25 protein-coding genes are annotated in these 26,766 nt (G+C 71.5%); 8 read left to right on the top strand and 17 right to left on the bottom strand.

The features are described from left to right. Window positions 1-4: 4 nt before the first annotated feature. Both FFT10_RS01995 and FFT10_RS01990 read right to left on the bottom strand, forming a co-directional pair. Window positions 5-814 carry an N-formylglutamate amidohydrolase gene (locus FFT10_RS01995; RefSeq protein WP_137731085.1) on the bottom strand — a complete coding sequence of 270 codons (810 nt, stop codon included), beginning with the start codon at window positions 812-814 and terminating at the stop codon, window positions 5-7. Further along, a complete protein-coding gene (locus FFT10_RS01990) occupies window positions 807-1,268 on the bottom strand; it encodes an MOSC domain-containing protein (protein WP_137731084.1) in 462 nt (153 codons plus the stop codon). Before FFT10_RS01990 ends, FFT10_RS01995 begins: the two co-directional genes overlap by 8 nt. A gap of 153 nt (window positions 1,269-1,421) precedes the next feature. Between FFT10_RS01990 and FFT10_RS01985 the strand changes: the two genes are divergently transcribed. Genes FFT10_RS01985 through FFT10_RS01965 form a run of 5 tightly spaced genes read left to right on the top strand, consistent with a single transcriptional unit; the run spans window position 1,422 to window position 7,227 of the window. After that, entirely contained in the window at window positions 1,422-3,761 is a 2,340-nt protein-coding gene (locus FFT10_RS01985) for a bifunctional salicylyl-CoA 5-hydroxylase/oxidoreductase (protein ID WP_137731083.1), read from the top strand. Next, window positions 3,758-4,294: a MarR family winged helix-turn-helix transcriptional regulator gene (locus FFT10_RS01980; protein ID WP_137731082.1), complete on the top strand. Its 537-nt coding sequence runs from the start codon at window positions 3,758-3,760 to the stop codon at window positions 4,292-4,294. Before FFT10_RS01985 ends, FFT10_RS01980 begins: the two co-directional genes overlap by 4 nt. Continuing rightward, entirely contained in the window at window positions 4,291-5,160 is an 870-nt protein-coding gene (locus FFT10_RS01975; protein ID WP_137731081.1) for an enoyl-CoA hydratase family protein, read from the top strand. Before FFT10_RS01980 ends, FFT10_RS01975 begins: the two co-directional genes overlap by 4 nt. 14 nt (window positions 5,161-5,174) lie before the next feature. Next, complete coding sequence (locus tag FFT10_RS01970) at window positions 5,175-5,579, top strand: RidA family protein (RefSeq protein ID WP_137731080.1); 405 nt, start codon at window positions 5,175-5,177, stop codon at window positions 5,577-5,579. 19 nt (window positions 5,580-5,598) lie between these two features. After that, on the top strand, window positions 5,599-7,227 hold the full coding sequence (locus FFT10_RS01965; RefSeq protein ID WP_137731079.1) for an AMP-binding protein: 1,629 nt from the start codon (window positions 5,599-5,601) through the stop codon (window positions 7,225-7,227). Window positions 7,228-7,264: 37 nt separating this feature from the next. Here FFT10_RS01965 and FFT10_RS01960 read toward each other — a convergent pair whose 3' ends face one another. From FFT10_RS01960 to FFT10_RS01925, 8 genes are all read right to left on the bottom strand, one after another. Continuing rightward, the gene (locus FFT10_RS01960) at window positions 7,265-8,578 is read right to left on the bottom strand and encodes a TRAP transporter large permease (RefSeq protein ID WP_137731078.1); all 1,314 of its coding nucleotides are present in this window, start codon (window positions 8,576-8,578) and stop codon (window positions 7,265-7,267) included. Window position 8,579: 1 nt separating this feature from the next. Next, entirely contained in the window at window positions 8,580-9,107 is a 528-nt protein-coding gene (locus FFT10_RS01955; protein ID WP_137731077.1) for a TRAP transporter small permease, read from the bottom strand. Continuing rightward, window positions 9,104-10,117, bottom strand: coding sequence for a TRAP transporter substrate-binding protein DctP (gene dctP, locus FFT10_RS01950; RefSeq protein WP_137731076.1), 1,014 nt, complete (start codon window positions 10,115-10,117; stop codon window positions 9,104-9,106). Before dctP ends, FFT10_RS01955 begins: the two co-directional genes overlap by 4 nt. 260 nt (window positions 10,118-10,377) lie before the next feature. Next, a complete protein-coding gene (locus tag FFT10_RS01945) occupies window positions 10,378-11,043 on the bottom strand; it encodes a TetR/AcrR family transcriptional regulator (RefSeq protein ID WP_137731075.1) in 666 nt (221 codons plus the stop codon). Then, entirely contained in the window at window positions 11,040-12,233 is a 1,194-nt protein-coding gene (locus tag FFT10_RS01940; RefSeq protein WP_137731074.1) for an amidase family protein, read from the bottom strand. The genes FFT10_RS01945 and FFT10_RS01940 overlap by 4 nt, the downstream gene beginning before the upstream one ends. Next, window positions 12,230-12,697, bottom strand: a complete 468-nt coding sequence (locus tag FFT10_RS01935) for a RidA family protein (protein WP_137731073.1) — start codon at window positions 12,695-12,697, stop codon at window positions 12,230-12,232. Before FFT10_RS01935 ends, FFT10_RS01940 begins: the two co-directional genes overlap by 4 nt. A 163-nt stretch (window positions 12,698-12,860) precedes the next feature. After that, window positions 12,861-13,529: a pyridoxamine 5'-phosphate oxidase family protein gene (locus tag FFT10_RS01930; RefSeq protein WP_137731072.1), complete on the bottom strand. Its 669-nt coding sequence runs from the start codon at window positions 13,527-13,529 to the stop codon at window positions 12,861-12,863. Next, on the bottom strand, window positions 13,526-14,593 hold the full coding sequence (locus FFT10_RS01925) for a carbon-nitrogen hydrolase family protein (protein WP_137731071.1): 1,068 nt from the start codon (window positions 14,591-14,593) through the stop codon (window positions 13,526-13,528). Before FFT10_RS01925 ends, FFT10_RS01930 begins: the two co-directional genes overlap by 4 nt. Window positions 14,594-14,820: 227 nt before the next feature. On the opposite strand from FFT10_RS01925, the gene FFT10_RS01920 reads away from it, so the two are divergent. After that, complete coding sequence (locus FFT10_RS01920) at window positions 14,821-15,813, top strand: AraC-like ligand-binding domain-containing protein (protein ID WP_137731070.1); 993 nt, start codon at window positions 14,821-14,823, stop codon at window positions 15,811-15,813. Between the two features lie 58 nt (window positions 15,814-15,871). Here FFT10_RS01920 and FFT10_RS01915 read toward each other — a convergent pair whose 3' ends face one another. Together FFT10_RS01915 and FFT10_RS01910 are read right to left on the bottom strand one after the other, a co-directional pair. Then, complete coding sequence (locus FFT10_RS01915) at window positions 15,872-16,546, bottom strand: DUF6064 family protein (RefSeq protein WP_137731069.1); 675 nt, start codon at window positions 16,544-16,546, stop codon at window positions 15,872-15,874. 22 nt (window positions 16,547-16,568) lie between these two features. Then, window positions 16,569-17,501: an aldo/keto reductase gene (locus FFT10_RS01910; RefSeq protein ID WP_137731068.1), complete on the bottom strand. Its 933-nt coding sequence runs from the start codon at window positions 17,499-17,501 to the stop codon at window positions 16,569-16,571. Window positions 17,502-17,670: 169 nt separating this feature from the next. Between FFT10_RS01910 and FFT10_RS01905 the strand changes: the two genes are divergently transcribed. Together FFT10_RS01905 and FFT10_RS01900 are read left to right on the top strand one after the other, a co-directional pair. Then, window positions 17,671-20,667, top strand: coding sequence for a cyclic nucleotide-binding domain-containing protein (locus FFT10_RS01905; RefSeq protein ID WP_137731067.1), 2,997 nt, complete (start codon window positions 17,671-17,673; stop codon window positions 20,665-20,667). 106 nt (window positions 20,668-20,773) lie between these two features. After that, window positions 20,774-21,760, top strand: a complete 987-nt coding sequence (locus FFT10_RS01900) for a Bug family tripartite tricarboxylate transporter substrate binding protein (protein ID WP_137731066.1) — start codon at window positions 20,774-20,776, stop codon at window positions 21,758-21,760. Window positions 21,761-21,776: 16 nt separating this feature from the next. Here FFT10_RS01900 and FFT10_RS01895 read toward each other — a convergent pair whose 3' ends face one another. The 5 genes from FFT10_RS01895 to FFT10_RS01875 form a co-directional block, all read right to left on the bottom strand. Then, the gene (locus FFT10_RS01895; RefSeq protein WP_137731065.1) at window positions 21,777-22,295 is read right to left on the bottom strand and encodes a YqhA family protein; all 519 of its coding nucleotides are present in this window, start codon (window positions 22,293-22,295) and stop codon (window positions 21,777-21,779) included. A 48-nt stretch (window positions 22,296-22,343) separates the two neighbouring features. Continuing rightward, window positions 22,344-23,279 (bottom strand): M14 family metallopeptidase, encoded by a 936-nt coding sequence (locus FFT10_RS01890; RefSeq protein WP_137731064.1) that lies wholly within the window; start codon window positions 23,277-23,279, stop codon window positions 22,344-22,346. Window positions 23,280-23,359: 80 nt separating this feature from the next. After that, window positions 23,360-24,652 carry a vWA domain-containing protein gene (locus FFT10_RS01885; RefSeq protein ID WP_137731063.1) on the bottom strand — a complete coding sequence of 431 codons (1,293 nt, stop codon included), beginning with the start codon at window positions 24,650-24,652 and terminating at the stop codon, window positions 23,360-23,362. Further along, window positions 24,645-25,754 carry an ATP-binding protein gene (locus FFT10_RS01880; protein WP_137731062.1) on the bottom strand — a complete coding sequence of 370 codons (1,110 nt, stop codon included), beginning with the start codon at window positions 25,752-25,754 and terminating at the stop codon, window positions 24,645-24,647. The genes FFT10_RS01885 and FFT10_RS01880 overlap by 8 nt, the downstream gene beginning before the upstream one ends. 10 nt (window positions 25,755-25,764) lie before the next feature. Further along, entirely contained in the window at window positions 25,765-26,751 is a 987-nt protein-coding gene (locus tag FFT10_RS01875; protein ID WP_137731061.1) for a hypothetical protein, read from the bottom strand. Window positions 26,752-26,766: the final 15 nt, after the last annotated feature.

The following is a 26,766-nucleotide window of genomic DNA, read 5'->3' as shown; positions in this document are numbered from 1 at the left end:
AAGCTTAGCGCCCGGCCAGATACCCCTGCTGGCGCAGGACGGTTGCCAGCGCGTCGGCCAGGTCTTTCGGCAGCTGCGGGTTCTGGCGCTGCTCGCGCCCCAGTTCGAGCTGGATGGCGTCGATGCCGTCGGGCTGGTGGCTGCCGTAGGTGGCCACGGTGTACCCGCCGGCAAAGCGCGGGTCTTCGCGCAGGTTGTCGCTGCCGATGGGCGGGTGCACGGCGTAGCCCCTGGCGGCCAGCCGGCCGATCAGGCTGTCGGGGCCCTGCAGCGCGGTGGGGCCCAGGCGTTGCAGCAGCGCCCGCGTGGTCAGCCCGGCGCGGGTTCCGCGGAACAGCACCGTGGGCTCCTGCCCCTGGCCGTGCACATCCACCAGCAGTGCGCCCTGCGGGTGCTGCGCCCGCGCCTGGGCCACGCAGCCGGCCACCGCCGCATGGTAGGCGCGGTAGGCGGGCAGGGCGCTGTCGCTCTCCAGGGCCTCGGCCTCGCTGCGGTTGGCATCGATGAAGCGCCGGCTGAAGCGGGCGATCACCACGCAGGGCCGCTGGCCCAGCTGCTGCGCCAGGAGGTCGGCCACCTGCTCGGCGACCGGCCGGGTGCCGATGTCGCGCACCGCCGTGCCCTGGCGCCGCACTGGCGTGAAGCCGACCGGCTGGTCGCCGTCGTGCGGCACGGTCAGCACCAGCGGCAGGGTGCCGGGTTGGTGGATCACCAGCGCATCGGTGTCCTGCGCGGCGGCAGCGCTGGCCATCACCACCTGGCAGGCCGCTGCCAGCAGCGCCTGCCAGCCGCGGCGCACGGCCGGCTCAGCCATGCACCGCCAGCACCGGTGCGCCCACGGCCAGGGCGCCGCCCACCAGCACGTCGGCGCGCAGGCCGCCGCGGTGTGCCCACCAGCGCACCACCTGCGCTGGCGTCAGGTCGGGGCCCTGCAGCGCATCGCCCAGGCCCAGGCAGGGCTCGCACAATTCCACGCCGCGGCAGCGCAGGCCGCCGATGGTGAATTCCTGGCCCACCAGGGCGTTCAGTTGCACACCGCGTGTCACCAGGTTGCGCCCGGTGATGGCCATGTCCAGCGGGCGCTGGTGGGCCTGTGCAAAGGCCTCGATCACCTCGGCCTCCACCAGGGTGAGGTTTTGACCGGGTTCGTCCTGCCGGCCGAAGTAGCGGTCGCCTTCAATGCCGCTGCCGGCCACCACGTCGGCCTGCGTCAGGGCCTGCAGCGGGCCGCCTGCGGGCGGGCGGATGAAGATGTGGGTGATGGTCATGTCGATGCGATCCGGTTTGCACGTGCCTGCCGCGGCATTTTGCTGCCAAGGCGCCAGCCGAGCCGCCGACCCATGGCCGGCCCGCCTTGACATCAAGTGCTTGATGTCTAAACTATTCAGATCTGATCGACTCACGGCCCAGGCCGGCACCCCATGAAGATCGTCTGCATCGGCGGCGGCCCCGCCGGCCTGTACTTCGGGCTGCTGATGAAGCTGCGCCACCCGGCGCACCAGATCACCGTGGTCGAGCGCAACAAGCCCTACGACACCTTCGGCTGGGGCGTGGTGTTCTCCGATGCCACCATGGACAACATGCGCCGCTGCGACCCGGTCAGCGCCGCCGAGATCCAGCAGGCCTTCAACCACTGGGACGACATCGAGCTGCACTTCAAGGGCGAGGTGTTCCGCTCGGGCGGCCACGGCTTCGTCGGCATCGGCCGCAAGCGGCTGCTGAACATCCTGCAGGCGCGCTGCGAGGCGCTGGGTGTGGAACTGGTGTTCGAGTGCGAAGCCACGTCCGACGCCGACTACCCCGATGCCGACCTGGTGATCGCCAGCGACGGCATCAACAGCCGCGTGCGCACGGCCCATGCCGCCGTCTTCCGCCCCGACATCGTCACCCGGCCCAACCGCTACATCTGGCTGGGCACGCCGCGGCTGTACGACGCCTTCACCTTCCTGTTCGAGAAGACCGAACACGGCTGGTTCCAGGCCCATGTCTACAAGTTCGACGCTCAGACCTCCACCTTCATCATCGAGTGCCCCGAGCATGTCTGGCTGGCCCACGGGCTGGACAAGGCCACCACCGATGAATCCATCGCCTTCTGCGAGCGGCTGTTCGCCGCCAACCTGCAGGGCGCGCCGCTGCTGAGCAATGCGCGGCACCTGCGCGGCTCGGCCTGGCTGAATTTCCAGCGCATCACATGCGCGCAATGGTCGCTGCACAACGGCCACAGCCAGGTGGTGCTGATGGGCGATGCGGTGCACACCGCACACTTCGCCATCGGCTCGGGCACCAAGCTGGCGATCGAGGATGCGATCGAGCTGGCCGGCCTGCTGCACGACGCCGGCCACGGCGCCGCTGCGCTGCCGGCGGTGCTGCAGCGCTACCAGGCGGTGCGAAATGTCGATGTGCTGCGCCTGCAGAACGCCGCCTGGAACGCGATGGCCTGGTTCGAGGTCTGCGGCGAGCGCTACTGCGACCAGCTGCCCGGCCCGCAGTTCATGTACAGCATGCTCACCCGCAGCCAGCGCATCAGCCACGAGAACCTGCGCCTGCGCGATGCGCAGTGGCTGGGCGGCTTCGAGCGCTGGTTTGCGCAGCAGGCCGGCCTGCAGGTGCCCGCGGACCGGCCGGCGCCGCCGCCGATGTTCACGCCCCACACCGTGCGCGGGCTGACGCTGAAGAACCGCGTCGTCGTCTCGCCGATGGCGCAGTACAAGGCGGTGGACGGCATCCCCGGCGACTGGCATCTGATGCACCTGGGTGCCCGCGCCCTGGGCGGCGCCGGCCTGGTGATGGCCGAGATGACCTGCACATCGGCCGATGCCCGCATCACCCCGGGCTGCCCGGGCCTGTGGACCGACGAACAAGGAGCGGCGTGGGCGCGCATCGTCGACTTCGTGCATGCGAACAGCGATGCCGCCATCGGCATGCAGATCGGCCATGCCGGGCCCAAGGGCTCGACCAACGCCCCGTGGGATGGCGCGGGTGCCGACCAGCCGCTGGCCGAAGGCAACTGGCCGCTGCTGTCGGCCTCGGCCGTGCCGTACCTGCCGGACGGGCAGGTGCCGCGCGCGATGACCCGCGCCGACATGGACCGGGTGCGTGACGACTTCGTCGCCGCCACCCGCCGCGCCGCCGCGGCCGGCTTCGACTGGCTGGAACTGCACTGCGCCCACGGCTACCTGCTGTCGGCCTTCCTGTCGCCGCTGACCAACCGGCGCGACGATGCCTATGGCGGCAGCCTGGCCAACCGGCTGCGCTACCCGCTGGAGGTGTTTGCCGCAGTGCGTGCTGCCTGGCCGGCGCACAAGCCGATGTCGGTGCGCATCTCGGCGGTCGATTGGGTGGACGGCGGCACCACGCCCGACGATGCGGTGGCCATGGCCCGCGCCTTCAAGGTCGCCGGCGCCGACATGGTCGATTGCTCGTCGGGCCAGGTCAGTGCCGACCAGAAGCCCAGCTACGGCCGCATGTACCAGGTGCCGTTTGCCGACCGCATCCGCCAGGAGGCCGGCGTCGCCACGATCGCTGTGGGGGCGATCTCCGAGGCCGACCATGTCAACAGCATCATCGCCGCTGGCCGGGCCGATCTCTGCGCCATCGCCCGGCCGCACCTGGCCAACCCGGCCTGGACGCTGACCGAGGCCGCGCGCATCGGTTACACGCCTCAGCCCTGGCCGGCGCCGTACCGTTCCGGCAAATCGCAGCTGGAGGCGGGCTTTGCGCGCGCAGCCGCGGCCCAGGCACCGGCCAAGGTGGAATCATGAAGAACGACGCCAGCCGCGCCACGCTGCAGCAGGCCGACCAGCTCGGCCACGAGGCCCGCGCCACCGGCGGCGACCATGCGGCGCTGAAGCTGTGGTTGCGCCTGCTGGCCACCAGCACCCAGATCGAGACCGAGATCCGCCGCCGCCTGCGTGAGCGCTTCGGCATCAGCCTGCCGCGCTTCGACTACCTGGCCCAGCTGCACCGCGCGCCCGACGGCCTGAAGATGAAGGACCTGTCGCGCCAGCTGATGGTGACCGGCGGCAACGTCACCGGCCTGACCGACGAACTGGAGCGCGAAGGCCTGGTCGAGCGCAGCGACAGCCCCACCGACCGCCGCAGCTGGATCGTGCGGTTGACACCCGCCGGCCGCAGCGGCTTCGAGGCCATGGCGGCCGAGCACGAGCAGTGGGTGCTGGAGCTGTTCGCAGGGCTCGATGCCAAGGCGGTGCAGCAGCTGCATGCCCAGCTGGGCGTGCTGCGCGTGCACCTCACCCGTTTGCAACAGAACACACTGACAGGAGACGAGGCTTGAACGACAACACCACCGACACCCCGCGCGTCGATCCCGCCCTGCTGGCCGGCAACCGCCGCCCCATGGCGTCTTACCAGGCCACCCACTTCCAGTGGCAGGTGCAGGGCGGCGTGGGCACCATCACGCTGCACCGGCCCGAGCGCAAGAACCCGCTCACCTTCAGCGCCTATGCCGAGCTGCGCGATCTGTTCAACAGCCTGCGCCTGGCCGACGATGTCCATGCGGTGGTGGTCACCGGTGCCGGTGGCAACTTCTGCTCCGGCGGCGATGTGCACGAGATCATCGGCCCGCTGATCCGGCTGACCGCGCCCGAGCTGCTGGCCTTCACCCGCATGACCGGTGACCTGGTCAAGCACATGCGTGGCTGCCCGCAGCCGGTGATCGCCGCCATCGACGGCGTGTGCGCCGGCGCCGGCGCCATCATCGCGATGGCCTCGGACATGCGCCTGGGCACGGCCAAGGCCAAGGTGGCCTTCCTGTTCAACAAGGTCGGCCTGGCCGGCTGCGACATGGGCGCCTGCGCCATGCTGCCGCGCATCGTCGGCCAGGGCCGGGCCAGTGAGCTGCTGTACACCGGCCGCAGCCTGGGCGGCGAGGAGGGCGAGCGCTGGGGCTTCTTCAACCGCCTCTGCGCGCCCGAGGCGGTGCTGGCCGATGCCCAGGCCCTGGCCGCCGACCTGGTGGCCGGGCCCACCTTTGCCAACGGCATCACCAAGACCATGCTGCAGCAGGAATGGGCGATGACCATCGAGCAGGCCATCGAGGCCGAGGCCCAGGCCCAGGCGCTGTGCATGCTGACGCAGGACTTCCACCGGGCGTACCACGCCTTCGTGGCCAAGCAGAAGCCGGTCTTCCAAGGCGATTGAGCATCGGAGCCCCCATGGACAAGCCCCACCAAGCCCTGCTGCCCGCCGGCTGGCCCCGTCCCAAAGGCTATGCCAATGGCGTGTCGGCCCGCGGCCGCCAGGTGTTCATCGCCGGCATGATCGGCTGGGATGCCCAGGGCCAGTTCCAGAGCGACGACTTTGCCGACCAGGCCCGCCAGGCGCTGGCCCACATCGTGGCGGTGCTGGCCGAGGCCGGCGGCCGGCCGCAGCACATCACCCGCATGACCTGGTACGTGACCGACAAGCGCGAGTACCTGGCCGCCGGTCGCGCGGTGGGCCAGGCCTTCAAGGAACTGATCGGCCACTTCGACATCGCGATGACCGCGGTGCAGGTGGTGGCGCTGATCGAAGACCGCGCCAAGGTGGAGATCGAGGCCACCGCCGTCATCCCGGACTGACAAGCCAGGAGCCCCCGCCATGCAGCCCAGTGCCCACGTCGACACTTTCGCCCGGGACCGGCTGCCGGCACCGGCTGACCAGCCGGCGTTCCTGTTCGAGTTGCCCGCACTGCAGTTTCCGCCGCGGCTGAACTGCGCCGCGATGCTGCTGGACGATGCGGTGGCCAGGGGCTGGGGCGGGCGGCGCTGCGTGATCGGGGCCGACGGCACGGTGTGGACCTATGCCGAGCTGCAGGCCCAGGCCAACCGCATCGCCCATGTGCTGGTGCAGGACATGGGCCTGGTGCCTGGCAACCGGGTGCTGCTGCGGGCGCCCAACAGCCCCATGCTGGCTGCTTGCTGGTGTGCGGTGATGAAGGCGGGCGGCATTGCGGTGGGCACCATGCCGATGCTGCGCGCCAAGGAGCTGGGCCAGATCCTTGCCAAGGCCCAGGTCAGCCACGCACTGTGCGACGCGGCGCTGGCCGACGAACTGGCCCTGGCCGCCGCCGCCCATCCGGTGCTGCGCGAGGTGCTGCACTTCGGTGTGGCCGCCGAATGCGGTCTGGAAGCCCGCGCCGCCCGCCAAAGTGATGCCTTCGCCACCGTCGACACCGCCGCCGACGATGTCTGCCTGCTGGCCTTCACCAGTGGCACCACCGGCCTGCCCAAGGCCACGATGCATGTCCACCGCGACGTGATGGCCGCCTGCGCCTGCTTTCCGCCGCATGTGCTGCGGCCGGTGGCCGACGATGTGTTCATCGGCAGCCCGCCGCTCGCCTTCACCTTCGGCCTGGGTGGTCTGCTGCTGTTTCCGCTGAGCGTGGGCGCCGCCACGGTGCTGCTGCCCAAGGCCGGGCCGAACGAGCTGCTGGAGGCGGTTCCGCGCCACGGCGCCACGGTGCTGTTCACCGCGCCCACATCGTACCGGGCGATGGCCGAGGCCGCCGGCCAGCGCCGGCTGGCGGTGGGGCAGGGCGGCACGCTGCGCAAGTGCGTCTCGGCCGGCGAGGCCCTGCCTGCGGCCACGCGGGCGCTGTGGCAGCAGGCCACGGGCATCACGCTGATCGACGGCATCGGCGCCACCGAACTGCTGCACATCTTCATCTCGGCCGACGAGACGCAGGCCCGGCCCGGCGCCACCGGCAAGGCCATCCCCGGCTACCGGGCCTGCGTGGTCGATGCCAACCTGCAGCCGGTGCCGCCGGGCACCGTGGGCCGCTTGGCGGTGCAAGGCCCCACCGGCTGCCGCTACCTGGACGATGCCCGCCAGGCCAGCTATGTGCAGGGCGGCTGGAACCTGACCGGCGACGCCTATGTGCAGGACGCCGACGGCTACTTCCACTACCAGAGCCGCACCGACGACATGATCATCAGCGCCGGCTACAACATCGCCGGCCCCGAGGTGGAGGATTGCCTGCTGCGCCACCCCGCGGTGGCCGAATGCGGCGTGGCCGGCGTGCCCGATGATGAACGCGGCCAGATCGTCAAGGCCTGGGTGGTGCTGAAGCCCGGCATGGCGGGCGACGCGGCCTGCGTGCAGGCGCTGCAGGACTTCGTGAAGGCCAACATCGCGCCCTACAAGTACCCGCGCGCAGTGGACTTCGTCGACAGCCTGCCGCGCACCGAGACCGGCAAGCTGCAGCGGTTCCGGTTGCGGGCGGGTTAGCCTGGATCTTTCGCGCGCAGCGGTTGCCCGCCGGACCTCAGAGCAAGCCTGGCAGCCAGGTCGCCAGCGACGGGAAGATGCCGACGACAAGCATGCCCAGGAGGAACAGCCCGACGAAGGGCCAGGCGGCTGCGAAGAGTTCCGTCATCGACACGTCGTTGCGGGCGCCCTTGAAGGCGAACATGGCGTAGCCGAAGGGCGGCGTGATGCCGCCCACCGTCACGTTCAGCAGCATCAGCAGCCAGAACCACAGCGGATCGAAGCCCAGCACGCCGACCAGTGGCAGGTAGATCGGAATGATCACCAGCATCACCGCCACCTGGTCGATGAACATGCAGAAGACGAACACCAGGGCCATCATCGCCAGCAGCATCCACACCGGGTCCCAATCCAGGTGGGTCACCCACTCGGTGAGTTGCCCCGTGGCGCCGCTGAGCGCCAGCAACTGGCTGAACAGCGTGGACGAGGCCATGATGACCAGGATCATCGCGGTGATCAGCACGCTGCCGCGCAGCGCATCCTTCAGCATGCCCAGGCGCAGGTTGCCGAAGACCGCCGCCGTGGCCATGGCGCCCAGCACGCCGGTGGCGGCACTTTCCGAGGGCGTGGCAATGCCCGCCAGGATCAGGCCCATGACCGCCGCGATGATCAACGTGAAGGGTAGACAACGCAGCGCCGCCAGGGCCAGACCGGGGCGATCCGCCGCCGCGGTGTCGCCCTCTTCGGCACGCCCCGGCGCGAGCCTGGGATTCCATCGAACCCGGATGAGTGCGTAGGCGATGAACACGCCACCAAGCAGCAAACCCGGCACGACGCCGGCCAGCAGCAAGCCGGCGACCGACACATTGGCCAGCGTGGCGATGATGATGGTGAGCACGCTCGGGGGGATGACCGGCGCCAGGCTCGCGCCGCCCAGGATCATGCCGATCGACAGCTTGCGGTCATAGCCGCGCGCTGCCATGCCGGGGAACACGCTCTTGGCCATCATGGCCGAGACCGCCATGTTGGAGCCCGACAGCGCGCCGAACACCGTTGCCAGCAGGCCCGCCAGCACGAACTGCCGCCCGAGCAGCCTGCCGACGAAGCGGTCGACCGCCTCGAACAGCACCTCGCTGGTGCCGGATCGGAACAGGATCTCGCCCATCAGCACGAACAGGCCGATCGCCGTCAGGCTGCTGGTGCTGGCGGTGGTGAACAAGGAGTTGGCCACCAGCCCGAACGCCTGTGGGCCGAGGAACAGCGCGACACCCGCGGTGTTGATGGCCAGGAACGCCAGGAAGACGGGCACGCCCAGGGCGAACAGCAGCAACAGCAGGGCCATGGCCCCACCCATCATCAGGATGCCGTCCATCTCAATCCGCCTGCGCGGGCGGCCACAGGGCCAGCCGCAGGAAGTACAGTGCCGAGCTCGCCAAGCCGTAGACGATCCACAGCGAGATCCAGGCCTTGGGCACCGGGTAGGCCGCCATCATGCGCACGCCACTGGTGGCCTGCCGCAGGGTCTCACCGAAGGTGATCCAGGTCAGCAGCGCGCACACGGCAGCGCCGACGAGCGCGATCACCTGACCGGCACGGCGCTGGTCTGCAGCCGGCAAGGTTTCGAGCAGGGCCGTGACGGCCACGTGCCCGCCCGTGGCGGTGACATGTGGCATGGCCATGAACGTCACGAACAGCAACAGGTACGACACCAGGTCGGCCGTCCAGCGTGTGGGCGTGTTGAAACCATAGCGCGCCACCACCTCCAGGGTGAATGCAGCCACGATCAACGCCAAGGCCGCCATGGCGGCCAGCACGCCCCACTCGGTCAGGCGGTCGTGCAACCGGAGCAGGGCAGCCAGGTTCCGGGATGCGGGCATGCCAGCCGCCGCGGTGCCGCTCACTGCGTCAGCCCGGCCTTGATCGCCATCGCACGCAGGGCGGCGGCCTCATCGCGGCAGCAGTCGGCGCCCAGCTTCCAGATGCTGTCGACGAAGGCCTTGCGCACCTTGGCAGCGGTGGCCGGGCTCATCTGGATGACCTGGACGCCCCGCTTGTTCAGCTCCGCATCTTCCTCGTCCTGGATGGCGTCGCCCAGTGCGGGCATCTCCAGCTCGGTCTTCTTGCCGGCCTCCAGCAGCACTTGCTGGGTCTTGGCATCCAGCTTGTTCCAGCGGTCCAGATTCACGAACACGGGCTGGGTGGCGGCGCCGAAGGTTGGGCGCAGGCGGTACTTGGCCACCTCGTAGTGGCGCATGCTGACCATGCCTGCGGCCGGCCAGCCGGCACCGTCGATCACGCCCGTCTGCAGGGCTGAATAGATCTCGGACCCGGGCAGCACCACCGGCTGCGCGCCCAGGGCCTCGATCACGCCAAAGTAGGTGGGCGTGCCGCGGATCTTGCGGCCGGCCAGGTCGCCGGCCGGGCTGAGCGGCTGCTTGGTGAAGAGGTGGTAGCCCTCGTTGCTCACCGACATCATCGCCACCAGCTTGAGCTTGTGCTTCCTCTGGTAGAAGGCATCGATGGCGTCCCACACGCCGCTGCTGCGCCGCAATGCCGGGTCCACCGCCATGGCATCGACGGTGAGTGCCAGCGAGCCATTGCCGGCATGGAACACCGGGTGGGTGTAGAGCATGTCGAAGGTGCCGCTGGTCACCGGCTGCAGCTGCTCGAAGATGGGCACCACCTCGGGACCGGCAACGCTGATGCGGATGCCGCCATTGCTGAGTGCCTTGACGTTGGCCAGATAACGCTCGAGCACCGCATAGGTGGGCTTCTGCGTGCTGTTGAAGCTGGAGAGCAGGCGCAGGTCGGCCGCGTGGGCGGCCACGCTGGCACCCGCCACCACCGCGGCGGCAACCAGCTGGCGGGCCAGACAGGCAAGACGGGATGTGGGCATGCGGAGGGCAGTCATCGGAGTCCTTTGGCGAGGTTGACGAAGCGGATCGGGCGCGCAGCCCTGTTCAGGCGCACCGCCTGGGCAGCGGGGCACGGCAGTGGTGCATCGGCGCTCCGGGATGCGATCTGGCGCACCACGGTGCAGCGTCTGGGGCAGGGATGCAGGACGGATTCATGGCAAGTACAGCATTGGTAAGCATCTTCTTACTTACCATGCATGTCCCATGCCAGCTGAGGCTCCCTTGGCGCGTCACCCGCCCGAAGCCCGACCGCCGCTCAGGTCGTCGAACCGCGGGGCGTCAGCAAACCGCCCAGGAGGATCTGCAGGACATGCGCACGCCGCGCCTCGATCCAGTCGGGCTGCGCGAGGTCGGTGCCGAAGGCGAAGGACAGCGTGTGCGCGTTGTTGATGTGGTGACAGGCCAACGCGGCGATGGACACATAGAACTGCAGCGGGTCGATGCCCGTGCGGAACACGCCTGTGGCCGCACCGCGCGTGAGGGCCACCTTGATCGCGTTGATCAGCGGCGAGGCGGTGCGCTGGATGATCGACGACTTCCGGATGAAGAGCCCATGGTTGGTGTTCTCCAGGCTGGTCAGGCGGACGAAGGTCGGATGGGTCCGGAAGTGGTCGAAGGTGAACAGGATCAGCCGTTCCATCGCCGCCTTCGGGTCCAGCGCATCGAGGTCCAGGTCGCGCTCCTGGCTCCGCAGATCCTCGTAGACCGCCTCCAGCACGGCGATGTAGAGCGCCTCCTTGCTGCCGAAGTGGTGGTAGATCATGCGCATGTTGCAGCGCGCTTCCTCGACGATGCGTTCCACGCGTGCGCCGGAGAATCCGTGCGCAGCGAACTCCTGTGTCGCGGCCTCGAGGATGCGCGCCCGTGTCGCCTGGCCATCCCGCGGCGGCTGCGCGGCGCGTTGGCGGGGTGTCGCGCTCACGCGTCGCCCACCCCCAGGGCGCGCTCGAGCGCGAGCGCGAGGCTGACCAGGCTGGCGTCGTCGCCGGGCCGCGCCGCCAGCATGGTGCCCAGCGGCAAACGGTCCCGGGTCTGGCCGCAGGGCAGCGCCGCGAGCGGGCCGCCGAACGCCGTCCAGGGGATCTGGTAATGGGCGGGTCCCGTTGCTCCCAAGCCGGCGGGCGCGGGCCCCGGCGCGGGCGGCAACAACAGGCCGTGCAGATCGGCGAAACCTGCCCAGCAGCTGTGTCCCAGTTCCTGCAGCAGGCTGCGCGCATCCGTGACCTCGGCCGCGCCCAGGACCGCACCCTCGCCAAGCAGTTCCCGGAAGCGGGGACCGACCCGGCCGTCAGCCTCCAAGCGGCCATGCGCTGCGAAGGCCTCTGCGGCCATCACGCGGCGGTGCAGCGCCACGACATGGGGCGTCTCGAAGGGCAGCCGGACCGGCACGATCCGGGCGCCCATGGTTCGCAACCGCGCCGACACCTGTGCGATCGCCCAGGCGCCGGCGGCATCGAGGTCGGGATGACAGTCGGGCATCGGTACCCCGATGACTGGCGCGGTCGGTGCGGCTGCATCCGGGATGCCCCAGCACCGCAGTGCGACGGCCAGGCGGGCCACGTCGCCGGCCATCAGCCCGATGGTGTCGAAGCTCGGCGCCAGCGGCACCATGCCGGTGGTGGGCACGCGGCCGCGTGTGGGCTTGAAGGCGGCCACACCACAGTAGGCCGCCGGGCGGCACAGGGAGCCGGCGGTCTGTGTCCCGATGGCCAGGTCGGCCATGCCTGCCGCGACAGCCGCGGCCGAGCCGCTGGAGGATCCGCCGGGCGTGTGCCCGGGGGCTGCAGGATTGGCCGTGGCTGCGGGGTCCATCGTCGCGAACTCGGTCGTCACGGTCTTGCCCAGCACCACCGCGCCTGCTGCCCGCAGCAGGGCCACGGCCGGTGCGTCGGCGGTGGCCGGCGCCACCTCGGCACGTGTCGGGCTGCCGGCTCGGGTGGGCAGCCCGGCAACGTCCAGCACGTCCTTGACGCCGAGCGTCCAGCCGCTGATGGGCCCGGGCGCTGGTGGAATCCGCGCGCCGACCCGGTCCACCACGGCCCACGCCCGGACCTCCGCGTCCTGCGCGTCGATGGCCGCGAGTGCCGGCCCGACCGGTCGCAACACCGTCATGCCCGCACCCGGAAGATGGCGTCCACTTCGACCACGGCATCCTGCGGCAGCGCGGCGACGCCCACCGCCGTGCGTGCGTGGCGTCCCTGTTCGCCCCAGAGCGCCAGGAACAGGTTCGAGGCACCGTTGATCACCATCGGCACCTGCGCGAAACCGTCCGAGGCATTCACGAAGCCACGCACCGACAGGCAACGCTCCACCTTGTCCAGATCTCCGCCGCAGGCCAGCTTCAGGCAGGCCAGCAGGTTGAGTGCGCAGACTTGGGCGGCTTCGGTCGCTGCCTCGATCGAATGGTCGCGGGGCACCTTGCCACGCAGTGTCGGCACCCCGCCGAGTTCGTTCACCTGTCCGGCGAGGTAGACCGTGTTGCCATCCCGGGTGAACGGGACGAAGGCGGCGATCGGTCGGGGAGGCGGGGGCAGTTCCAGGCCCATCGCAGCAAGGGAGGCTTCAATCGTCGTCATGTCAGCGCTTGGTCCAGGTCAGCCGGCCCGCATCAGCCGGCGCGCGGCTGTTCCGCACTGGCTTGCCCGACGCAGCCGTGGTCCGCAGTGCGCGTTCGAGGTAAGTGAATTATTACATCGAAGCCCGACTTCGCTGACGACCGGCGTCCTGCAGCGCGCTGGCTCAGGCCAGCGGGTCGCCCTGGCCCACCATCGCACCCCATTGGTCCATGCTGATCAGGCCGCCGGCCTGGTCGGCCTTGCCCTGGTCGCGCTGTGGCAGCACGCCCTGGATCGCGTCGATCCGCTTCCAGCCCGGGATCGGCTGGTGGCCGGTGGTCGGGTGGGGCACGTAGCGTGACGGCGCCACGCGCTGCATGCGGGGGATGTAGCGCGGGCAGTTGGTGATCAGCGCGGTGATCGCCACCCGGACGGCAAACTGCGCACCGGGCCACAGGCCGACGGTGTCCGGGTCGTCGGTCAGCACCGCATCGCCCTGCACCCGCAGACGGCTGGGGGTGACGAAGTCCATGAACAGCAGGCCGACATGCGAAGTGGCCGCGATGTTGCCCATCGAGAAGAACATGCCGTTGCCGTCGAAGCACGGGAACAGCAGGGTCTGGTCATCGGGCATCCTGACGAAGCCCGGCGCGCCGCCCTTGAAGCTGACCGTGGGCGAGCCCTGTGGGTCGACGCTGGCCAGCCAGAACATCTCCGCCTGGGCGATGAAGGTGCGGTCCTGCGGCGACAGGCTGTCGTGCACGATCACCTGCAGCTCGGCGGCGGCCAGGGCCTCTGTGTCGAAGCGGCGCTGCAGGGCCAGCGCCTCGTCGGTGTAGGCAAAGCCGCTCATCCCGGGGCTCCGGTGGTGCGGCGGGTGGCGCTGGTGGTGGTACCGACGCTGGCATCGCGCAGCGCGGGATCGGGTTCGCCGGCGTCGGCATCGGCCGCTGCGCGCTGGCGCAGCACCAGGCGGTCACCGGGGGTCTTGTCCAGCAGCAGGCGGGTGACGTCAGGCCGCGAATAGTGGCCTGCCGGATCGGCCGCCGCCTTGGCCAGCGAGATCATGCCGAGGTCGATGTCGGCATAGACCAGGCCTTCCTGGCCCTCGGGCAAGGGCTGGCTGATCAACTGCCCGTCGGGCGCGTAGATGCCGGTGAAGCCGCCGCCTTCCAGCAGCAGCTGGCGCTTCATCGGATCGTCGCCGCACAGCAGTTGGATCATCTCGGCCGACACCGTGGCACAGGGCGCCAGCACGAAGCACTGGCCTTCAACCGCGTAGATGCGGCTGGCGGCATTGTTGACCTCGGCGCCCAGCGCATAGGCGCCGCCGCGGTACAGCGAGAAACTGGGCCAGGCGGCGATGTGCACCTGCTCGTTCTGCGCATACATCGCGTACTTGGACAGCGGCTGCAGGTGCTCCCAGCAGCACAGCGCACCCACCCGGCCCAGCGGCGTGTCGTAGACCGAGAGGTCGCTGCCGTCGCCCTCGCCAAACACGGTGCGCTCCACATGCGTGGGCTTGAGCTTGCGGCGCTGGGCCACGGTGTTGCCGTCGGGGCCGATGATCCACTGGCCCATGTACAGGCTGCCGCCCGACTTCTCGCTGTGGCCCATCACCACCATGATGGCGTTGTCCTTGGCCGCCTGGGCCAGGCGATCGGCCTGCGGCGAGCCGTAGACCAGCGAATGGTCGTGGTAGCGCTGGATGAACTGCATGCCCCAGGCCGGTGAATCCAGCCAGATGAACCACGGGTAGCCCGGCAGCCAGGTCTCGGGAAAGGCGATCAACTGCGCGCCCTGGGCGGCGGCTTCGCGGATCAGGCCGATGGCCTTGTCGATGCCGGCGTCCAGGTCGAGGAAGGCGGGCGCGGCCTGCACGGCGGCGACACGGTACTTGGGGTGGGTGATGGCCATGTCGTGGATTCCTGCTTCAGCGGTGAGAGGGTTGAGGCAAACGGGGCGGGTTGCGCGGCAGACAGTCGATGCCGGCCGGGCCGAAGGCATCGTAGTCAGCAGCATCCCAAGCGGCTTGCCTGGGCGTGGCGTGGCACTTGTTCGCACGTCTCAAGCCCCGGTCGCGCCTGGGCCGCAGGGGCGGCTGCGCATTGCGGCCTGCCGCACCGGGCGATAAGCTCGCTGCGATGCAGCAGATGCTCAGCACCCAGCAGGTGGAGCCGGCACAACGCCTGGCCTTCTGGACCGACAGCGTGTGCAACACCTATGTGCAGCTGGACTGCGATGCCGCGGCCGGTGCAGCCAGCATCGAGGGCGACATCGCGGCGGCCACACTGGCGTCACTGCAGCTGTCGTGCGTCACCGCCACCGCGCAGCATGTGCGCCGCACGCCGGCGCAGATCGCCCGCGCCAGCGAAGACTACTTCCTGGTCAGCATCCAGAGCCAGGGCGAGGGCCTGATCCTGCAGGACGACCGGGTGGCCCACCTGCGGCCCGGCGACTTCGCGCTGTACGACAGCACCCGGCCGTACGAACTGCGCTTCGACGGCCCGTTCCAGCAGTACGTGCTGCGCCTGCCCGGGCCCACGCTGCGCACCGCGCTGCGGCACACGCCGTCGCTGACCGCCAGCACGGTCAGCGGCCAGCGCGGCGCCGGGCATCTGATGATCGGCATGATCCGCACGCTGGCGGCCGACATCGACACGCTGGCGCCCGAATCGGCCCATGCGGTGGCGGAAAGCGTCACCCAGATCCTGATCGCCGGCCTGTCGGGCCTGCCGGCCGCGCGGCAGGCGCCCGTCTCACAGCTGGCCGCCTACCACCGCCAGCAGACCAAGGCCGCGGCGATGGCGCGGCTGCGCGACCCGGCGCTCAGTGTGGCCAGCCTGGCCGCGCAGCTGCGGCTGTCGCCCAGCACCTTGCACCGGGCCTGGGCCGGCGAGGCCTGCTCGATCGCCGACTGGATCTGGGCCCGCCGCCTGGATGCGGCCCGGCGCGACCTGTGCGATCCGGCGCTGCGTGCACGCAGCATCAGCGAGATCGCCTTCGGCTGGGGCTTCAGCGATGCCGCGCACTTCAGCCGCGCGTTCCGCAGCCGCTTTGGCTGCGCGGCACGCGACATGCGCGCCGGCCAACCCGACCGCAGCGTCCAGACCGGCACCCCGCCGACGTCTGCCTGACGCGCCGCGGGTCCGTGTGGACCGTGGCGGGTTTGGCGCCCGACCGTCGCCGACCATCTCACCGCCGCCACCGTCCGACGGCGGCCACCACCACCGCCACCCCCAGCGCCCCCACCTGCGCGCGTTCCATGGTCGCCAGCATGAATCCGTTGAACAGGCACCAGGCCAGCACCAGCCCCCAGGCCAGCCAGGCCATGGCCTGCCAGCCGCGGTGGGCCGGGCGGGGCAAGGCCACCAGCCAGGCCAGGGTGGCGATGGCCGTGGCGTCGGGCGCCAGGCCCAGCACCTCGGCCTGAGCCCAGCCGTGGCCACTCAGCGGCGCCAGCAGCGGGTGCAGCCCCACCGCCCACACGCCCAGGGCCAGCGCCGCCGGCCGGGCCCAGCGGCCCGGTGGTGTGCTGGCGGGATCGGCCGCCGCCCGCCAGCCCAGCAGCGGCAGCAGCCCACCCAGGCCCACCAGCGCCGGCAGCAGTGCGGCCACGGCCCAGAGGATTGGCAGGTAGCGCTGGTGCACGAACACCAGCGCGCACAGCAGCCATGCCGCGCCGAGGCCCAGGCCAGTGGCGCGCCAGCCGCGGCCGCGGACCAGTGCCAGCAGGCCGGCCAGGCCGGCGCCCAGCAGCAGCCCTTGCAGCGGCCACCAGGTGGCGTTCACCAGCTCGAACAGCCGTCCGTACACCCGCGGCGAGAACATCAGGAAGTCCGACGGCCGGTAGCTCCACCAGTCACCCATCGGACCTCCTGCGCCGGGCCGTTCACAGCGCGGCGACGTCGGCCGCCATGCGCCGGCGCAGCGCGGCATCGGGCAGCGGCCCCAGTGCAGCCGCCATGTTCTGCCGCAGGTGGGCCACCTGGCTGGTGGCCGGGATGGCGCAGGTCACCGCCGGGTGGCTGATCACGAACTTCAGCGCCACCTGGGCCCAGTGGCTGCAGCCGATCTCGCGCGCCCAGCCCGGCAGTGGGTGGCGGGCCAGCTGGCGCAGCAGTGCACCCTCGCGGAACGGCCGGTTCACCAGCACCGCGATGCCGCGCTCGGCCGCCAGCGGCAGCAGGCGCTGCTCGGCCTCGCGGTCCAGCAGGTTGTAGCTCAGCTGCACGAAGTCCAGCAGCTGGCTGCGCATCAGCTGCTCCAGTTCGGCATGGCGCCGGCCTTCGCTGGTGGTGATGCCCAGGTAACGCAGCTGGCCAGCGTCCCGCATGGCCCGCAGGCGTGGCAGATGCTGCTCCCAGGCCAGCAGGTTGTGCACCTGCAGCAGGTCGAAGCGTGGCACGCCCCAGTGCTGGCGGGAGGCCTCGATCTGCGCCGGCCCGCGTGCGGCGTCGCCGGTCCACACCTTCTCGGCCGAGAACAGGGCCGCCGGGTGCCGCAGCCGCGCCAGCGCCTGGCCGATCACCGGCTGCGACGAGCCGTACATGGGGCTGCTGTCGATCAGCCGACCACCGGCCTCGAAGAAGGCCCGCACCACCTGGTAGCTGGCCTCCTGGCCGGCCGGATCGGTGCCCACGTTGAAGGTGATCCAGCTGCCCAGGCCCACCAGCGGCAGGGCCTCGCCGCTGCGCGGGATGGACCGGGTCAGCAGCGCCGGGGCAGGCGCGGCGGCCGGTGCCTGGGCCGCCGCGGGCCAGGCGGCCAGCCCGGTCAGCAGGCCCAGGCTTGCACGGCGGGTGGGGTGTCGGTGTGCAAACATGGCCGTGATGATGCGCCGGGTGCCTCAGCCCCGGCGCGGCCGTGGCATTGATTAACATGACCGCCACACGTCCCGCCCCGCCCATGCAGTCCCTCCGGATCCCGCCCTGGCATGCCTGGCCCGTCGCCATGACCGCCAGTTGCCGGGTCGCCGGCCGGGCTCCTGCGGCGTGAGGCTGGCCGGCCGGCTGGCGGCCGTCCCGGTCGAATGGCGGCTCACCGGGCTGCTGTTCGCGCTGTCGTTCTGCATCTCCGGCCTGCCGCGGGTCTACACCCAGACAGCGGCACACACCCTGTTCATCCAGGCTTACGGCGCGCAGGCCATGCCCTGGGCCTACCTGGCCGAGGCGCTGTGCGTGCCGCTGGCCGGCTATGCCTACCTGCGCTTCGAGCGGGTGGCCTCGCTGCGGGGCCTGCTGCTGGGCACGCTGGCCGCGCAGATCGTGGCGCTGGTGCTGTTCCGCGTCGGCATCGCGGCCGGCTGGCCGCTGGTGGCCGGCGCCAGCATCGTCTACTTCGAGATCGAGTTCGTCCTGTCGTCGCTGCTGCTGTGGGGCCTGGCCAACCAGCTGATGACGCTGCGGCAGGGCAAGCGGCTGTTCGGCTACATCAGCGCCGGCGAGCCGGTGGCCATCATCCTGTGCGGCGTCACGCTGCCGCTGCTGCTGCGCGGCCTGTCGGCGGCCGATCTGTTCCTGCTGTCGGCCGCTGGCGCCGTGCTGGGCATGTTGCTGGTGGTGCACATCCTGCGCCACCATGCGCCGGTGGAGGAGCGAGAGGATGCGCCCGCCGCCAGCCCGGATGCCAACGCGGCACCGGCCTCCTGGTGGCGGCACCGTTACGTGCTCACGCTGGTGGGACTGGTCGCCGTGGGACAGATGGCCTACTTCTTCGTCGACAGCGCGTTCTACCTCGAGGCGGGCCGGCGCTACCCCGACGAAGCCGACATGGCGGCCTTCCTCGGCCTGTACTCGGCGGCGATGGGGGGTGTGAGTCTGGTCTGCAGCGTGCTGCTGGCGTCCTGGCTGTTGCGCCGCTGGGGCGTGCGCGCCGGGCTGCTGGCGCTGCCGGGTCTGCTGGCGCTGGGCGCGCTGGGCACGGTGGCGGTGGCGGCCGCCGGCGGGCCGGCGGAATGGGTGTTCTACCTGGTGGTCGGCAACAAGATCATCGACCAGGCCTTCCGTTACACCCTGGACAAGACCACGGTCGTCACCCTGTTCCAGCCGCTGCCGCCGGGCCAGCGCCTGCGGCTTCAGGCCGGGTTGGAGAGTGCGGTGGAGCCGCTGGCCGGCGGCGTGGCCGGCCTGCTGCTGTTCGTGATGATGCAGGGCCTGGGCCTGGGGGCGGTGGGCATCACCGCCGTCATCGCGGCGGTGGCCTGCACCTGGGCCGGGCTGGTGGCCGTGCAGTACCGCGGCTACCTGGGGGCACTGCGGCGCGCCCTGGCCAGCCGGGCGCTGGTGCCGCAGCAGCTGGTGCTGACGGATGCCGCCTCGCAGGCGGTGCTGCGCAGTGCCCTGGCCAGCCCCCGCCCGGCCGAGGTGCTGTACGGCCTGACGCTGCTGGACGGTCTGGGCCAGGCGCCCACGGCCGACGAGGCGCGTGCGCTGTTGCGCCACCCGGCGCCCGAGGTGCGCCTGGCGGCGGCCCAGCGGCTGGATGCCGCGCGGTTGGACCTGGATGCGCTGCAGCAGGCCGTGCAGGCCGAGCGGCACCCACCAGTGCAGGCCGCATTGCTGGCAGCCCTGGCGGCCGCGGCACCCGATCCGGTGGCCGCGCTGGGTCCGTGGCTGGCCGATGCCGACCCGCTGCTGCGCCAGGGTGCGCAGGTGGCCTTGCTGCGCCATGGCGGCGGGGCAGGGCAGGCGGCGGTGGAACCCGCGCTGCAGGCCGATCTGGCCGCTGCCGATGCGCTGCGGCGGCTGGCCGCCGTGCAGGTGCTGGGGCAGGCCGGTGCACTGGCCTGGGCCGAGGCCCTGGCACCGCTGGTCACCGACCCCGATCCGGCGGTGGCCAGCGCCACCCGCCAGGCCCTGGCGCCGCTGGGCGCCGCCGCGCTGCCTGTGCTGGAACCCAGGTTGCGCCAGGCGCTGGCCGACGCCCAGCCGGCCGCCGTGGCGCTGCTGCAGGCCCTGGCCTGCCCGGCGGCCGACCAGCGCCTGCTGGCCGCGCTGCTGGCGCCGGCCACGCCGCCGGCGCTGCGCGGCCTGCTGCTGCAGGCCTGCTGGCAGCGCCGCCTGGCCGGCACGGCCGAACAGCAGCCCGCATTGCAGACCGCCGCCCTGGCCGAGGTGGATGCCGCCGCGGCCGCGTTGCAGGCCGGCGCCGTGCTCGGCGGCGAGGCCGATCCGTTGCAGCAGCTGCTGCAACGGCTGCTTGCCGACCAGGTGCAGCAGCACCGGCAGGCGCTGTTCGCCTGGCTGGCGCTGCTGCACCCGGGGCTGGACCTGCACACCGCCTGGTCGCACTACCGGCACGGCGGCCCGGCCCGGCGCGCCTATGTGATCGAGCTGCTGGACAACAGCCTGCCTGCGCCGCTGCAGCGGCGGGTGCTGCCCCTGCTGGAACTGGACGACCCGGCCCAGGCCGCCCGCGCGCTGGCGCCCGCTGGCAGCACCACCGACCCCACCGCCGCGCTGGCCGCCCTGGCCCGCGATGCCCATCCCCCGGTGCTGCGCGCCACCGCCGTCTGGCTGCTGGCCCGGCAGCACGGCGCCACCCCTGAGCTGGAGCCCGAGACCATGCTGACGATCGAGAAGATGCTGGCCCTGCGCAACGTGCCGCTGTTCGCCGCGGTGCGTGATGGCGAGCTCACCGCGGTGGCCGCCTCGGCCCGGCCGGTGGCGCTGGCCGCGGGCCAGACGCTGTTCGCCGAGGGCGATGCGGGTGATGCGCTGTACGTGTTGCTGCAGGGCGCGCTGGCGGTGTCGGTGCAGGGCCGGCGCATCAACACCCTGGGCGACCACGAGGTGGTGGGCGAGATGGCGGTGCTCGACCCGCAGCCGCGGTCGGCCACCGTCACCGCGCTGGAAACCAGCCAGCTGCTGCGCATCGGCGCGGCCGAGCTGGAGGCCTTGATGGCCGCCGACACCGCGCTGGCCCGCAGCGTGATCCAGGCACTGTGCCGCCGGCTGCGCCAGCGCGACCAGCGCGGCGCGGTGCGCTGACCGGCGCTGCAGGGTGCAGCCCGCGGCGGCCTCAGGGTATCGACTCTGTGCAACCGGCGGCGCCGGCGCCAGGATGGTGCATCCCCACCACCGTCTGTTGAACGCGATGACCCTGCGACTCCATCCCCTGCGCCGCCTGTGTGTGGCGGGCCTGGCCGGCCTGGCGGCGGGTCTGTGCGTGCTGCCCGTGGCGGCGCAGCCGTTTCCGTCCAAGCCGGTGCGCCTGGTGGTGCCGTTTCCGCCGGGCTCGGCCACCGACACCGTGGCCCGGGCCTTTGCCCAGGTGCTGGCGCCGGCGCTGGGCCAGCCGGTGCTGGTCGACAACAAGGCCGGCGCCGATGGCGCCCTGGCCGGGCAGGAGGTGCTGCGCGCACCGGCCGATGGCCACACGCTGCTGTTCGGCACCAACAGCCCGCTGGCCGTGGCGCCCGCGATGAAGAAGACACCGCCCTACGATCCGCTGACCGACTTCACGCCGGTCATCGACATCGGCCGCTACACCTTCTTCCTGGTGGTGCACCCGTCGGTGCCGGCCAACACGCTGGCGGAGTTCATCGCCCATGCCAAGGCCCACCAGGGCACGCTGAACTACGGCACCGGCAACACCACCGGCCAGGTGGCGATGGCCCAGTTCGCGGCGTTGTCCGGCACCCGCATGACGCATGTGCCCTACAAGGGCGAGCCGCAGGCGCTGACCGACCTGCTGGCCGGCCGGCTGCAGCTGATGGTGGTGTCGGCCGGCCCGTCGGTGCCGCACATCCGCGAGGGCAAGCTGCGGCCGCTGGCCGTCACCCTGCCGGTGCGCAGCGCTGCGCTGCCGCAGGTGCCCACCATGGCCGAGGCCGGCCTGCCGCAGTTCAGCATCACCTCCTGGGCAGCGGTGGTGGGGCCGGCACGCATGCCGGCCGAGGTGGTCGAGCGCCTGAACCGCGAGTTCACCGCCGCCATGGCCAGGCCCGAGGTGCTCACCGTCGCAGAGCGCCAGGCCTTTGCGCTCACCGGCTCGTCACCGGCCCGCCTGGGCGCCTTCATGCGGGAGCAGCTCGACAGCTACCGCGCCACGCTGAAGGCCGCGGGCATCGAGCCGGAGTAGACGCCGCCGGCCGCCTTCAGTGCTGCTCGCGCGTCAGCCGCTCGGCGAACGAGATGCCGATGGCCGACAGCACGAAGGTGAAGTGGATCACCGCCACCACCGCCACGATCTGGATGTTCTCGAGCGACAGGTCGCCGCTGAGGTAGGTCTTGAGCGCATGCACGCCCGAGATCGAGATGATCGCGAAGGCCAGCTTCAGCTTCAGGTTGTAGGTGTTGACATGGTCCAGCCAGTCGGGCTTTTTCATGTCCTTGGTGTCGAAGTGCCCGGTGGTGACGAACAGCGACACGCCGGCCAGCGCCACCACCCACACCAGCTGGGCCACCATGGTCATGTCGACCAGTTCCAGCACCTTGATGATCAGGTCGATCTTGGCCATGTCGCCCAGCATCAGGCTGTGCATCAGCTTCCAGGTCTCGACCACGAACTTGCCGAGGATGCCGATAATGATGGTGACCAGCCCGACGTAGAAGAAGAGCATCGTGAACCGCATGCCGTAGAGCAGCGATCCGACGCTGGACAAGAGTTTTTCCATGGAGGTCCTGGGGAATGGTCTGGGGATGTGGGGCGCGTCGCGCGGGCTTCAAGCCGCCAGGGCACGGGCCAGGTAGACGCCCTCGCGGCCGACGATGGCGGTCCGCGCCGGCATCAGCACGGTGCAGCCGTCGTCGGGCGCGTGGATCTGCGTGGGGCCGTCGGTGGCGATCAGTTCGCCCGGGCCGAAGGTCTCGAAGCCGATCAGCGGCCGGGTGAAGCGGAACTCGGGCGTCTGGATCACCACCGTCTGCAGCAGCTGGTAGCGCTGGGCGGGCGCGGGCGGCGCCCAGTCGTCGGGCGCAATCAGCCCGAAATGCGCCAGGAAACGGCGGGCGATGCGGATGGCCCTGTCGGCGCTGGCCTGCTGGAAGTGCTGGCCGCATTCGGCCACCAGGCCCACGCCGTGGAAGCCCGCCTCGCCGTGGCGGCCATGCTGGATCAGCGGCGTGCCGCTGCCCAGGCCCTGGGGCATCACCAGGTGCACCGCCGGTTCGCCGATGGCCAGCGCGGCCGCGGCATTGGCCGGCCGGTCGGGGTACACCCAGAACGGCTGCACCGGCTGGCTGGTGCTGTGGATGTCGAGGATGTGGTCGGCCGCGGCCACCACCGGGCGCATCTCCCGCGCACGGGCCAGCTCGGGGCTCAGCTCGGCGCCATCCAGCCAGGCGTCGCTCCAGATGCGGTTGAGGTTGTGCACCAGCTGCCGGCTGTCGAAGGGCTTGTCGATGGAGAAGCTCTCGTAGGCCGCCACGTTGGCGAAGCTGATGGTCAGCGTGCCCCGCAGCGGCCGCACGCCGGCATCCAGCAGGTGGCAGGCGGCCACCATGCCGCAGAACTCGTTGCCGTGGGTCAGCGCGTTGACCAGCAGATGCGGGCCGGGCTCGCCGCTGTCGAAACGGTGCACATACGGCACGCCGGTGTTGCCGGCGCGGTAGGCCGACAGGTCGCGGGGCAGGACTTCAAAGGCGGGAAGGGCGGACATGGTGCGGCCGAGGTGGACAAGGCCGGCAGCTTAGCGGCTACCGCTCCCATTCAGCCGCACCCATCGACTGGCCGCCGCCATCAGCGCAGGCCCAGCACCCGGCCGAACGGGGCGTCGCTGCGCTCGAAGGCCTCGGGCACGGCCCACACCACCGGGCAGGCCGGGCGGTGCAGGGCCGGGCCCTGCAGGTCGGTCAGCACCACCACCAGGTCGGGCGCATGGCGGCTGGCCTCTTCCAGCAGCGGGGTGAAATCGGTGCCGCCGCCGCCGGTGAAGCGCACGTCGCGCAGGTCGCTGCGGCCGGGCTCGAAGCGGCTGACCGACTGCACCCGCTCGTCGCCCACCACCAGCACCAGGCCGGCGCCCAGGCGGCGGGTCAGGGCCTCCACCTCGCGGGCGAAGCGGTCGAGCAGGTCGTCGGCGATCGAGCCCGACACATCCACCACCAGCACCAGCCGCGGCACCTGGCGGCTGCCGCTGAAGCCGGGCTCCCACGGCAGGCGGCGGGTGGGGCTGCTGCGGCCCTGGCGGGCGATGTAGGAGCGTGCCGGCCGGCTCCACGACAGCGCGCGCTGCGGCGCCAGCGCCCGGGCGGCCTGGGTGCGCAGCACCTGCTCCCACGGTGTGCGCACCGCCGGCAGATCGGCGCCCAGGGTGCGCAGCAGCGAGAACACGCCATCACCCGCATGGGCGCGCAGCAGGCGTTCCCGCCATTCGCGGGTGGCTTCGGCGGCGGCCTCGGGCGGGCCGGCGCTGGCCGGGTCGGGCAGCAGATCGCGGGCCTGTTCGGCGCCGAGGGCGCGTGCCTTGGCTGCACGCTGTCCATCCGGGCGGGGCTGGGCGCTGCTGCCTTGTTGTCCGGCGCGCTTGTCGGACTGCTTGCCGCTGCGGTCGCGCGGCGGGCGGTCGTCGACCGCGCGGTACAGCGCCTCCACGTCCCAGGCCAACAGGGCAGCCTCGGCGGTGGTGGTCTGGTCCAGCGTGGCCAGCAGCAGGCGGGGCAGGGTGATGGCGCCAGGTGGCAGCTGCAGCCAGTCCAGCTCGGCCATGCTGCTGTTGACGATGGCATCCGCGCAGATGTTGAACAGCTGCAGGTCGACCGGGCCGACCAGGCCTTGCAGATCGAGATAACGCGCCGGATGCCGCAGCGCGATGTGCAGCACCTGGTGCGCCACCAGGCCGGCCTGGCGCGGCAGCGGCAGCCCGGCAAAGGCCGGGCCGTAGAACAGGGTGTGGCCGTCGGTGGCCACCACCGGCGCGGCGGGGTCGTCCAGGTCGCGGTGGTGCACCCACAGCGCCAGCCCGCCAGTGGCCGGGGCGAACTCCACCAGGTGCTGGATCGCCCGCGTGCCGCGGTGGCGCAGTTCAGCCACCCAGACCGTCTTTCTGGCGCTGCGCGCTGTAGCGGGCGTAGGCCGGGCTGTCGAGGATGGCGCCTTCCAGCCCGCGCTCCAGGGCCTTCTGCATCATCAGCTCCATCGCCAGGGTCTGCGCCTCGCGCAGCGGCAGCGGCACGTTGCCCTTGGCTTCGGGCAGCTGTTCCACCACCTCCAGCGCGCGGGTCAGCACCGGCGCGCTGGTGCAGGCAGCCAGCAGGCCGTAGAGCATGCCGTACAGGCCGTCCAGGGTGCGCGGCAGCAGGGCCACGGTGTCGGCACCCGGCTTGGCGGCCAGCAGCTTGACCACATCGACGCCGGCCTGGATCTCGCGCAGCACGCCGAAGAACTCGGCCGCGTTGGCGGCGCCGATGCGCCCCTGCACGAAGTGCTGGCGTGCCGTCTCGCCCAGGCCCGACTGCAGCACCCGCGACACATCCTCCCAGCCGCGCGGGCTGGCGCCCACCAGGTGGTCCTGCGCCAGCTGGGCCTGGGTGTCGTCCAGCTTGTCGGGCCGCACCTTCAGGTAGGCCAGCACCTCGGGCGCCAGGCCCTGGGCGATGCCGTACTCCAGGAAGGCATCGACCACCGCCTGCACATGGAAATGGAACATGCGGTCGGCCAGCGCCGTGCCCATGTCGTGGCTGACCGCGCCGTGGAAGCTGGCGTTGCCGGCGGCCACCACCTGCCAGCCGTCGGGCAGGCGGTAGTGGCCCACCTTGCGGTCGAGGATCAGCGAGTAGGCCGAGATCTGCAGCCGCTGGTCGGCCGCGGTCAGCTCGTCCAGGAACAGGATGCCGGCCGGCTGCTCCGGCCCGGGCAGGAACTCGGGCGGGAACCACACCGTCTTGCCCTGCACCTCGTCGGCATAAATGGCGCCACGGATGTCCACCGGCTCGATGGTGGTCAGCCGCAGGTCGATCAGCGGCACGCGGAATTGCTCGGCCACCTGGCGCACGATCGATGACTTGCCCACGCCCCGCGTGCCCCACAGCATGGTGGCGCGCCGGCGCAGCACCGGATCGGCAAACTGCGCCGCCAGCGCGGCCTTGGCCGCCGCGATCGACAGCGGCGGGATGTTCATCGGGTTGGCAAGCATGCGGGGCGGCTCAGGTGGACAGCGTGGCGTGGGTGGTGGGTGCGGCAGTGTCGCCTGCGGCCTGCCAGGCCGCCTGGCGCAGCGGGCGCGGCAACGGCGGGATCTCGATGCGCGGAACCTCACGCAGGCAGAAGAAGCCGATCAGCAGCAGCGGCGGCGCGTTCAGGATCAGCATGCGCAGCACCGACTCCGGCGCCAGCGTGAGCTGCGGCACCGCGGCGGCGGCGGCCACCAGGCCCAGGCTCAGCAGCGCGGGGATGGACCGGCGACCGGTCACCCGCCAGCGGGCGCCCCAGTGTCGGCGGTGGAACAAGGCCGGTGGCGCGGTGAAGGTGGCGGCCAGGTGATCGGCGGTGCGCACCAGGCGCTGCTCCACCTGGGCGAAGGCGCCCAGGCCGTTGCCGCGCTGGCGCAGGTGGGCGATCCAGGCGCCGTCCATCGCCACCAGGCGGGTCCAGGGGTAGCCCAGCACGGCCAGAAGATCTTCCGGCAGGCGGGCCTGCGGATCGGCGGCGGCCAGGCGCAGCTCGCCCAGGCGGCTGTGCACCGGCGGCGGCGTCCAGCGCAGGCGGAAGCCGGGCAGCTGCACCGCCACCCGGGTGGGCTGCAGGCCGCCGCCGGCTGCGTCGGTGCTGCCGGTCACCCGGTGGCTGAGGGCCATCACCCAGCCCGGGCCCTGCCGCCACTGGCGCTGCACGGGCACGGCGGCCAGGCGGGCGAGCAGGGCGCCGGCATCGCTGCCGGTGGCCTCCAGTTCGGCTTCGAGACCGTCGCTGGCTGCGAGCACGCGCCGCAAAGTGAATGGCTCGCCCTCGGGGGCCAGCAGCCACAGCGTTTCGGTCAACGCCGGATGGGTGCCGTCGACCGCCGGGTGCTGCACCGGCCGGAAGGCGAGTTGGCGTTCCAGCCGCTGGCTGGCCGCCAGATCCACCTGCAGACCGGCACGGCTGAATGGCGCCACCAGCGCCACGATCTGGTGGTGGGTCAGCGGTTGCATGGGGCCGCGCCGCCG

Source organism: Pseudaquabacterium pictum, assembly GCF_005403045.1.
GTDB lineage: Bacteria > Pseudomonadota > Gammaproteobacteria > Burkholderiales > Burkholderiaceae_C > Pseudaquabacterium > Pseudaquabacterium pictum.
Note: the sequence above shows the minus strand (reverse complement) of the source record. Positions and strands in the feature narration are given on the sequence as shown.

Coding starts and splice junctions, on each gene's coding strand:
- FFT10_RS01995 (WP_137731085.1), bottom strand. CDS start 814: ATGGCTGAGCCGGCCGTGCGCCGCGGCTGGCAGGCGCTGCTGGCAGCG.
- FFT10_RS01990 (WP_137731084.1), bottom strand. CDS start 1,268: ATGACCATCACCCACATCTTCATCCGCCCGCCCGCAGGCGGCCCGCTG.
- FFT10_RS01985 (WP_137731083.1), top strand. CDS start 1,422: ATGAAGATCGTCTGCATCGGCGGCGGCCCCGCCGGCCTGTACTTCGGG.
- FFT10_RS01980 (WP_137731082.1), top strand. CDS start 3,758: ATGAAGAACGACGCCAGCCGCGCCACGCTGCAGCAGGCCGACCAGCTC.
- FFT10_RS01970 (WP_137731080.1), top strand. CDS start 5,175: ATGGACAAGCCCCACCAAGCCCTGCTGCCCGCCGGCTGGCCCCGTCCC.
- FFT10_RS01965 (WP_137731079.1), top strand. CDS start 5,599: ATGCAGCCCAGTGCCCACGTCGACACTTTCGCCCGGGACCGGCTGCCG.
- FFT10_RS01960 (WP_137731078.1), bottom strand. CDS start 8,578: ATGGACGGCATCCTGATGATGGGTGGGGCCATGGCCCTGCTGTTGCTG.
- dctP (WP_137731076.1), bottom strand. CDS start 10,117: ATGACTGCCCTCCGCATGCCCACATCCCGTCTTGCCTGTCTGGCCCGC.
- FFT10_RS01940 (WP_137731074.1), bottom strand. CDS start 12,233: ATGACGGTGTTGCGACCGGTCGGGCCGGCACTCGCGGCCATCGACGCG.
- FFT10_RS01935 (WP_137731073.1), bottom strand. CDS start 12,697: ATGACGACGATTGAAGCCTCCCTTGCTGCGATGGGCCTGGAACTGCCC.
- FFT10_RS01930 (WP_137731072.1), bottom strand. CDS start 13,529: ATGAGCGGCTTTGCCTACACCGACGAGGCGCTGGCCCTGCAGCGCCGC.
- FFT10_RS01925 (WP_137731071.1), bottom strand. CDS start 14,593: ATGGCCATCACCCACCCCAAGTACCGTGTCGCCGCCGTGCAGGCCGCG.
- FFT10_RS01920 (WP_137731070.1), top strand. CDS start 14,821: ATGCAGCAGATGCTCAGCACCCAGCAGGTGGAGCCGGCACAACGCCTG.
- FFT10_RS01915 (WP_137731069.1), bottom strand. CDS start 16,546: ATGGGTGACTGGTGGAGCTACCGGCCGTCGGACTTCCTGATGTTCTCG.
- FFT10_RS01910 (WP_137731068.1), bottom strand. CDS start 17,501: ATGTTTGCACACCGACACCCCACCCGCCGTGCAAGCCTGGGCCTGCTG.
- FFT10_RS01900 (WP_137731066.1), top strand. CDS start 20,774: ATGACCCTGCGACTCCATCCCCTGCGCCGCCTGTGTGTGGCGGGCCTG.
- FFT10_RS01895 (WP_137731065.1), bottom strand. CDS start 22,295: ATGGAAAAACTCTTGTCCAGCGTCGGATCGCTGCTCTACGGCATGCGG.
- FFT10_RS01890 (WP_137731064.1), bottom strand. CDS start 23,279: ATGTCCGCCCTTCCCGCCTTTGAAGTCCTGCCCCGCGACCTGTCGGCC.
- FFT10_RS01880 (WP_137731062.1), bottom strand. CDS start 25,754: ATGCTTGCCAACCCGATGAACATCCCGCCGCTGTCGATCGCGGCGGCC.
- FFT10_RS01875 (WP_137731061.1), bottom strand. CDS start 26,751: ATGCAACCGCTGACCCACCACCAGATCGTGGCGCTGGTGGCGCCATTC.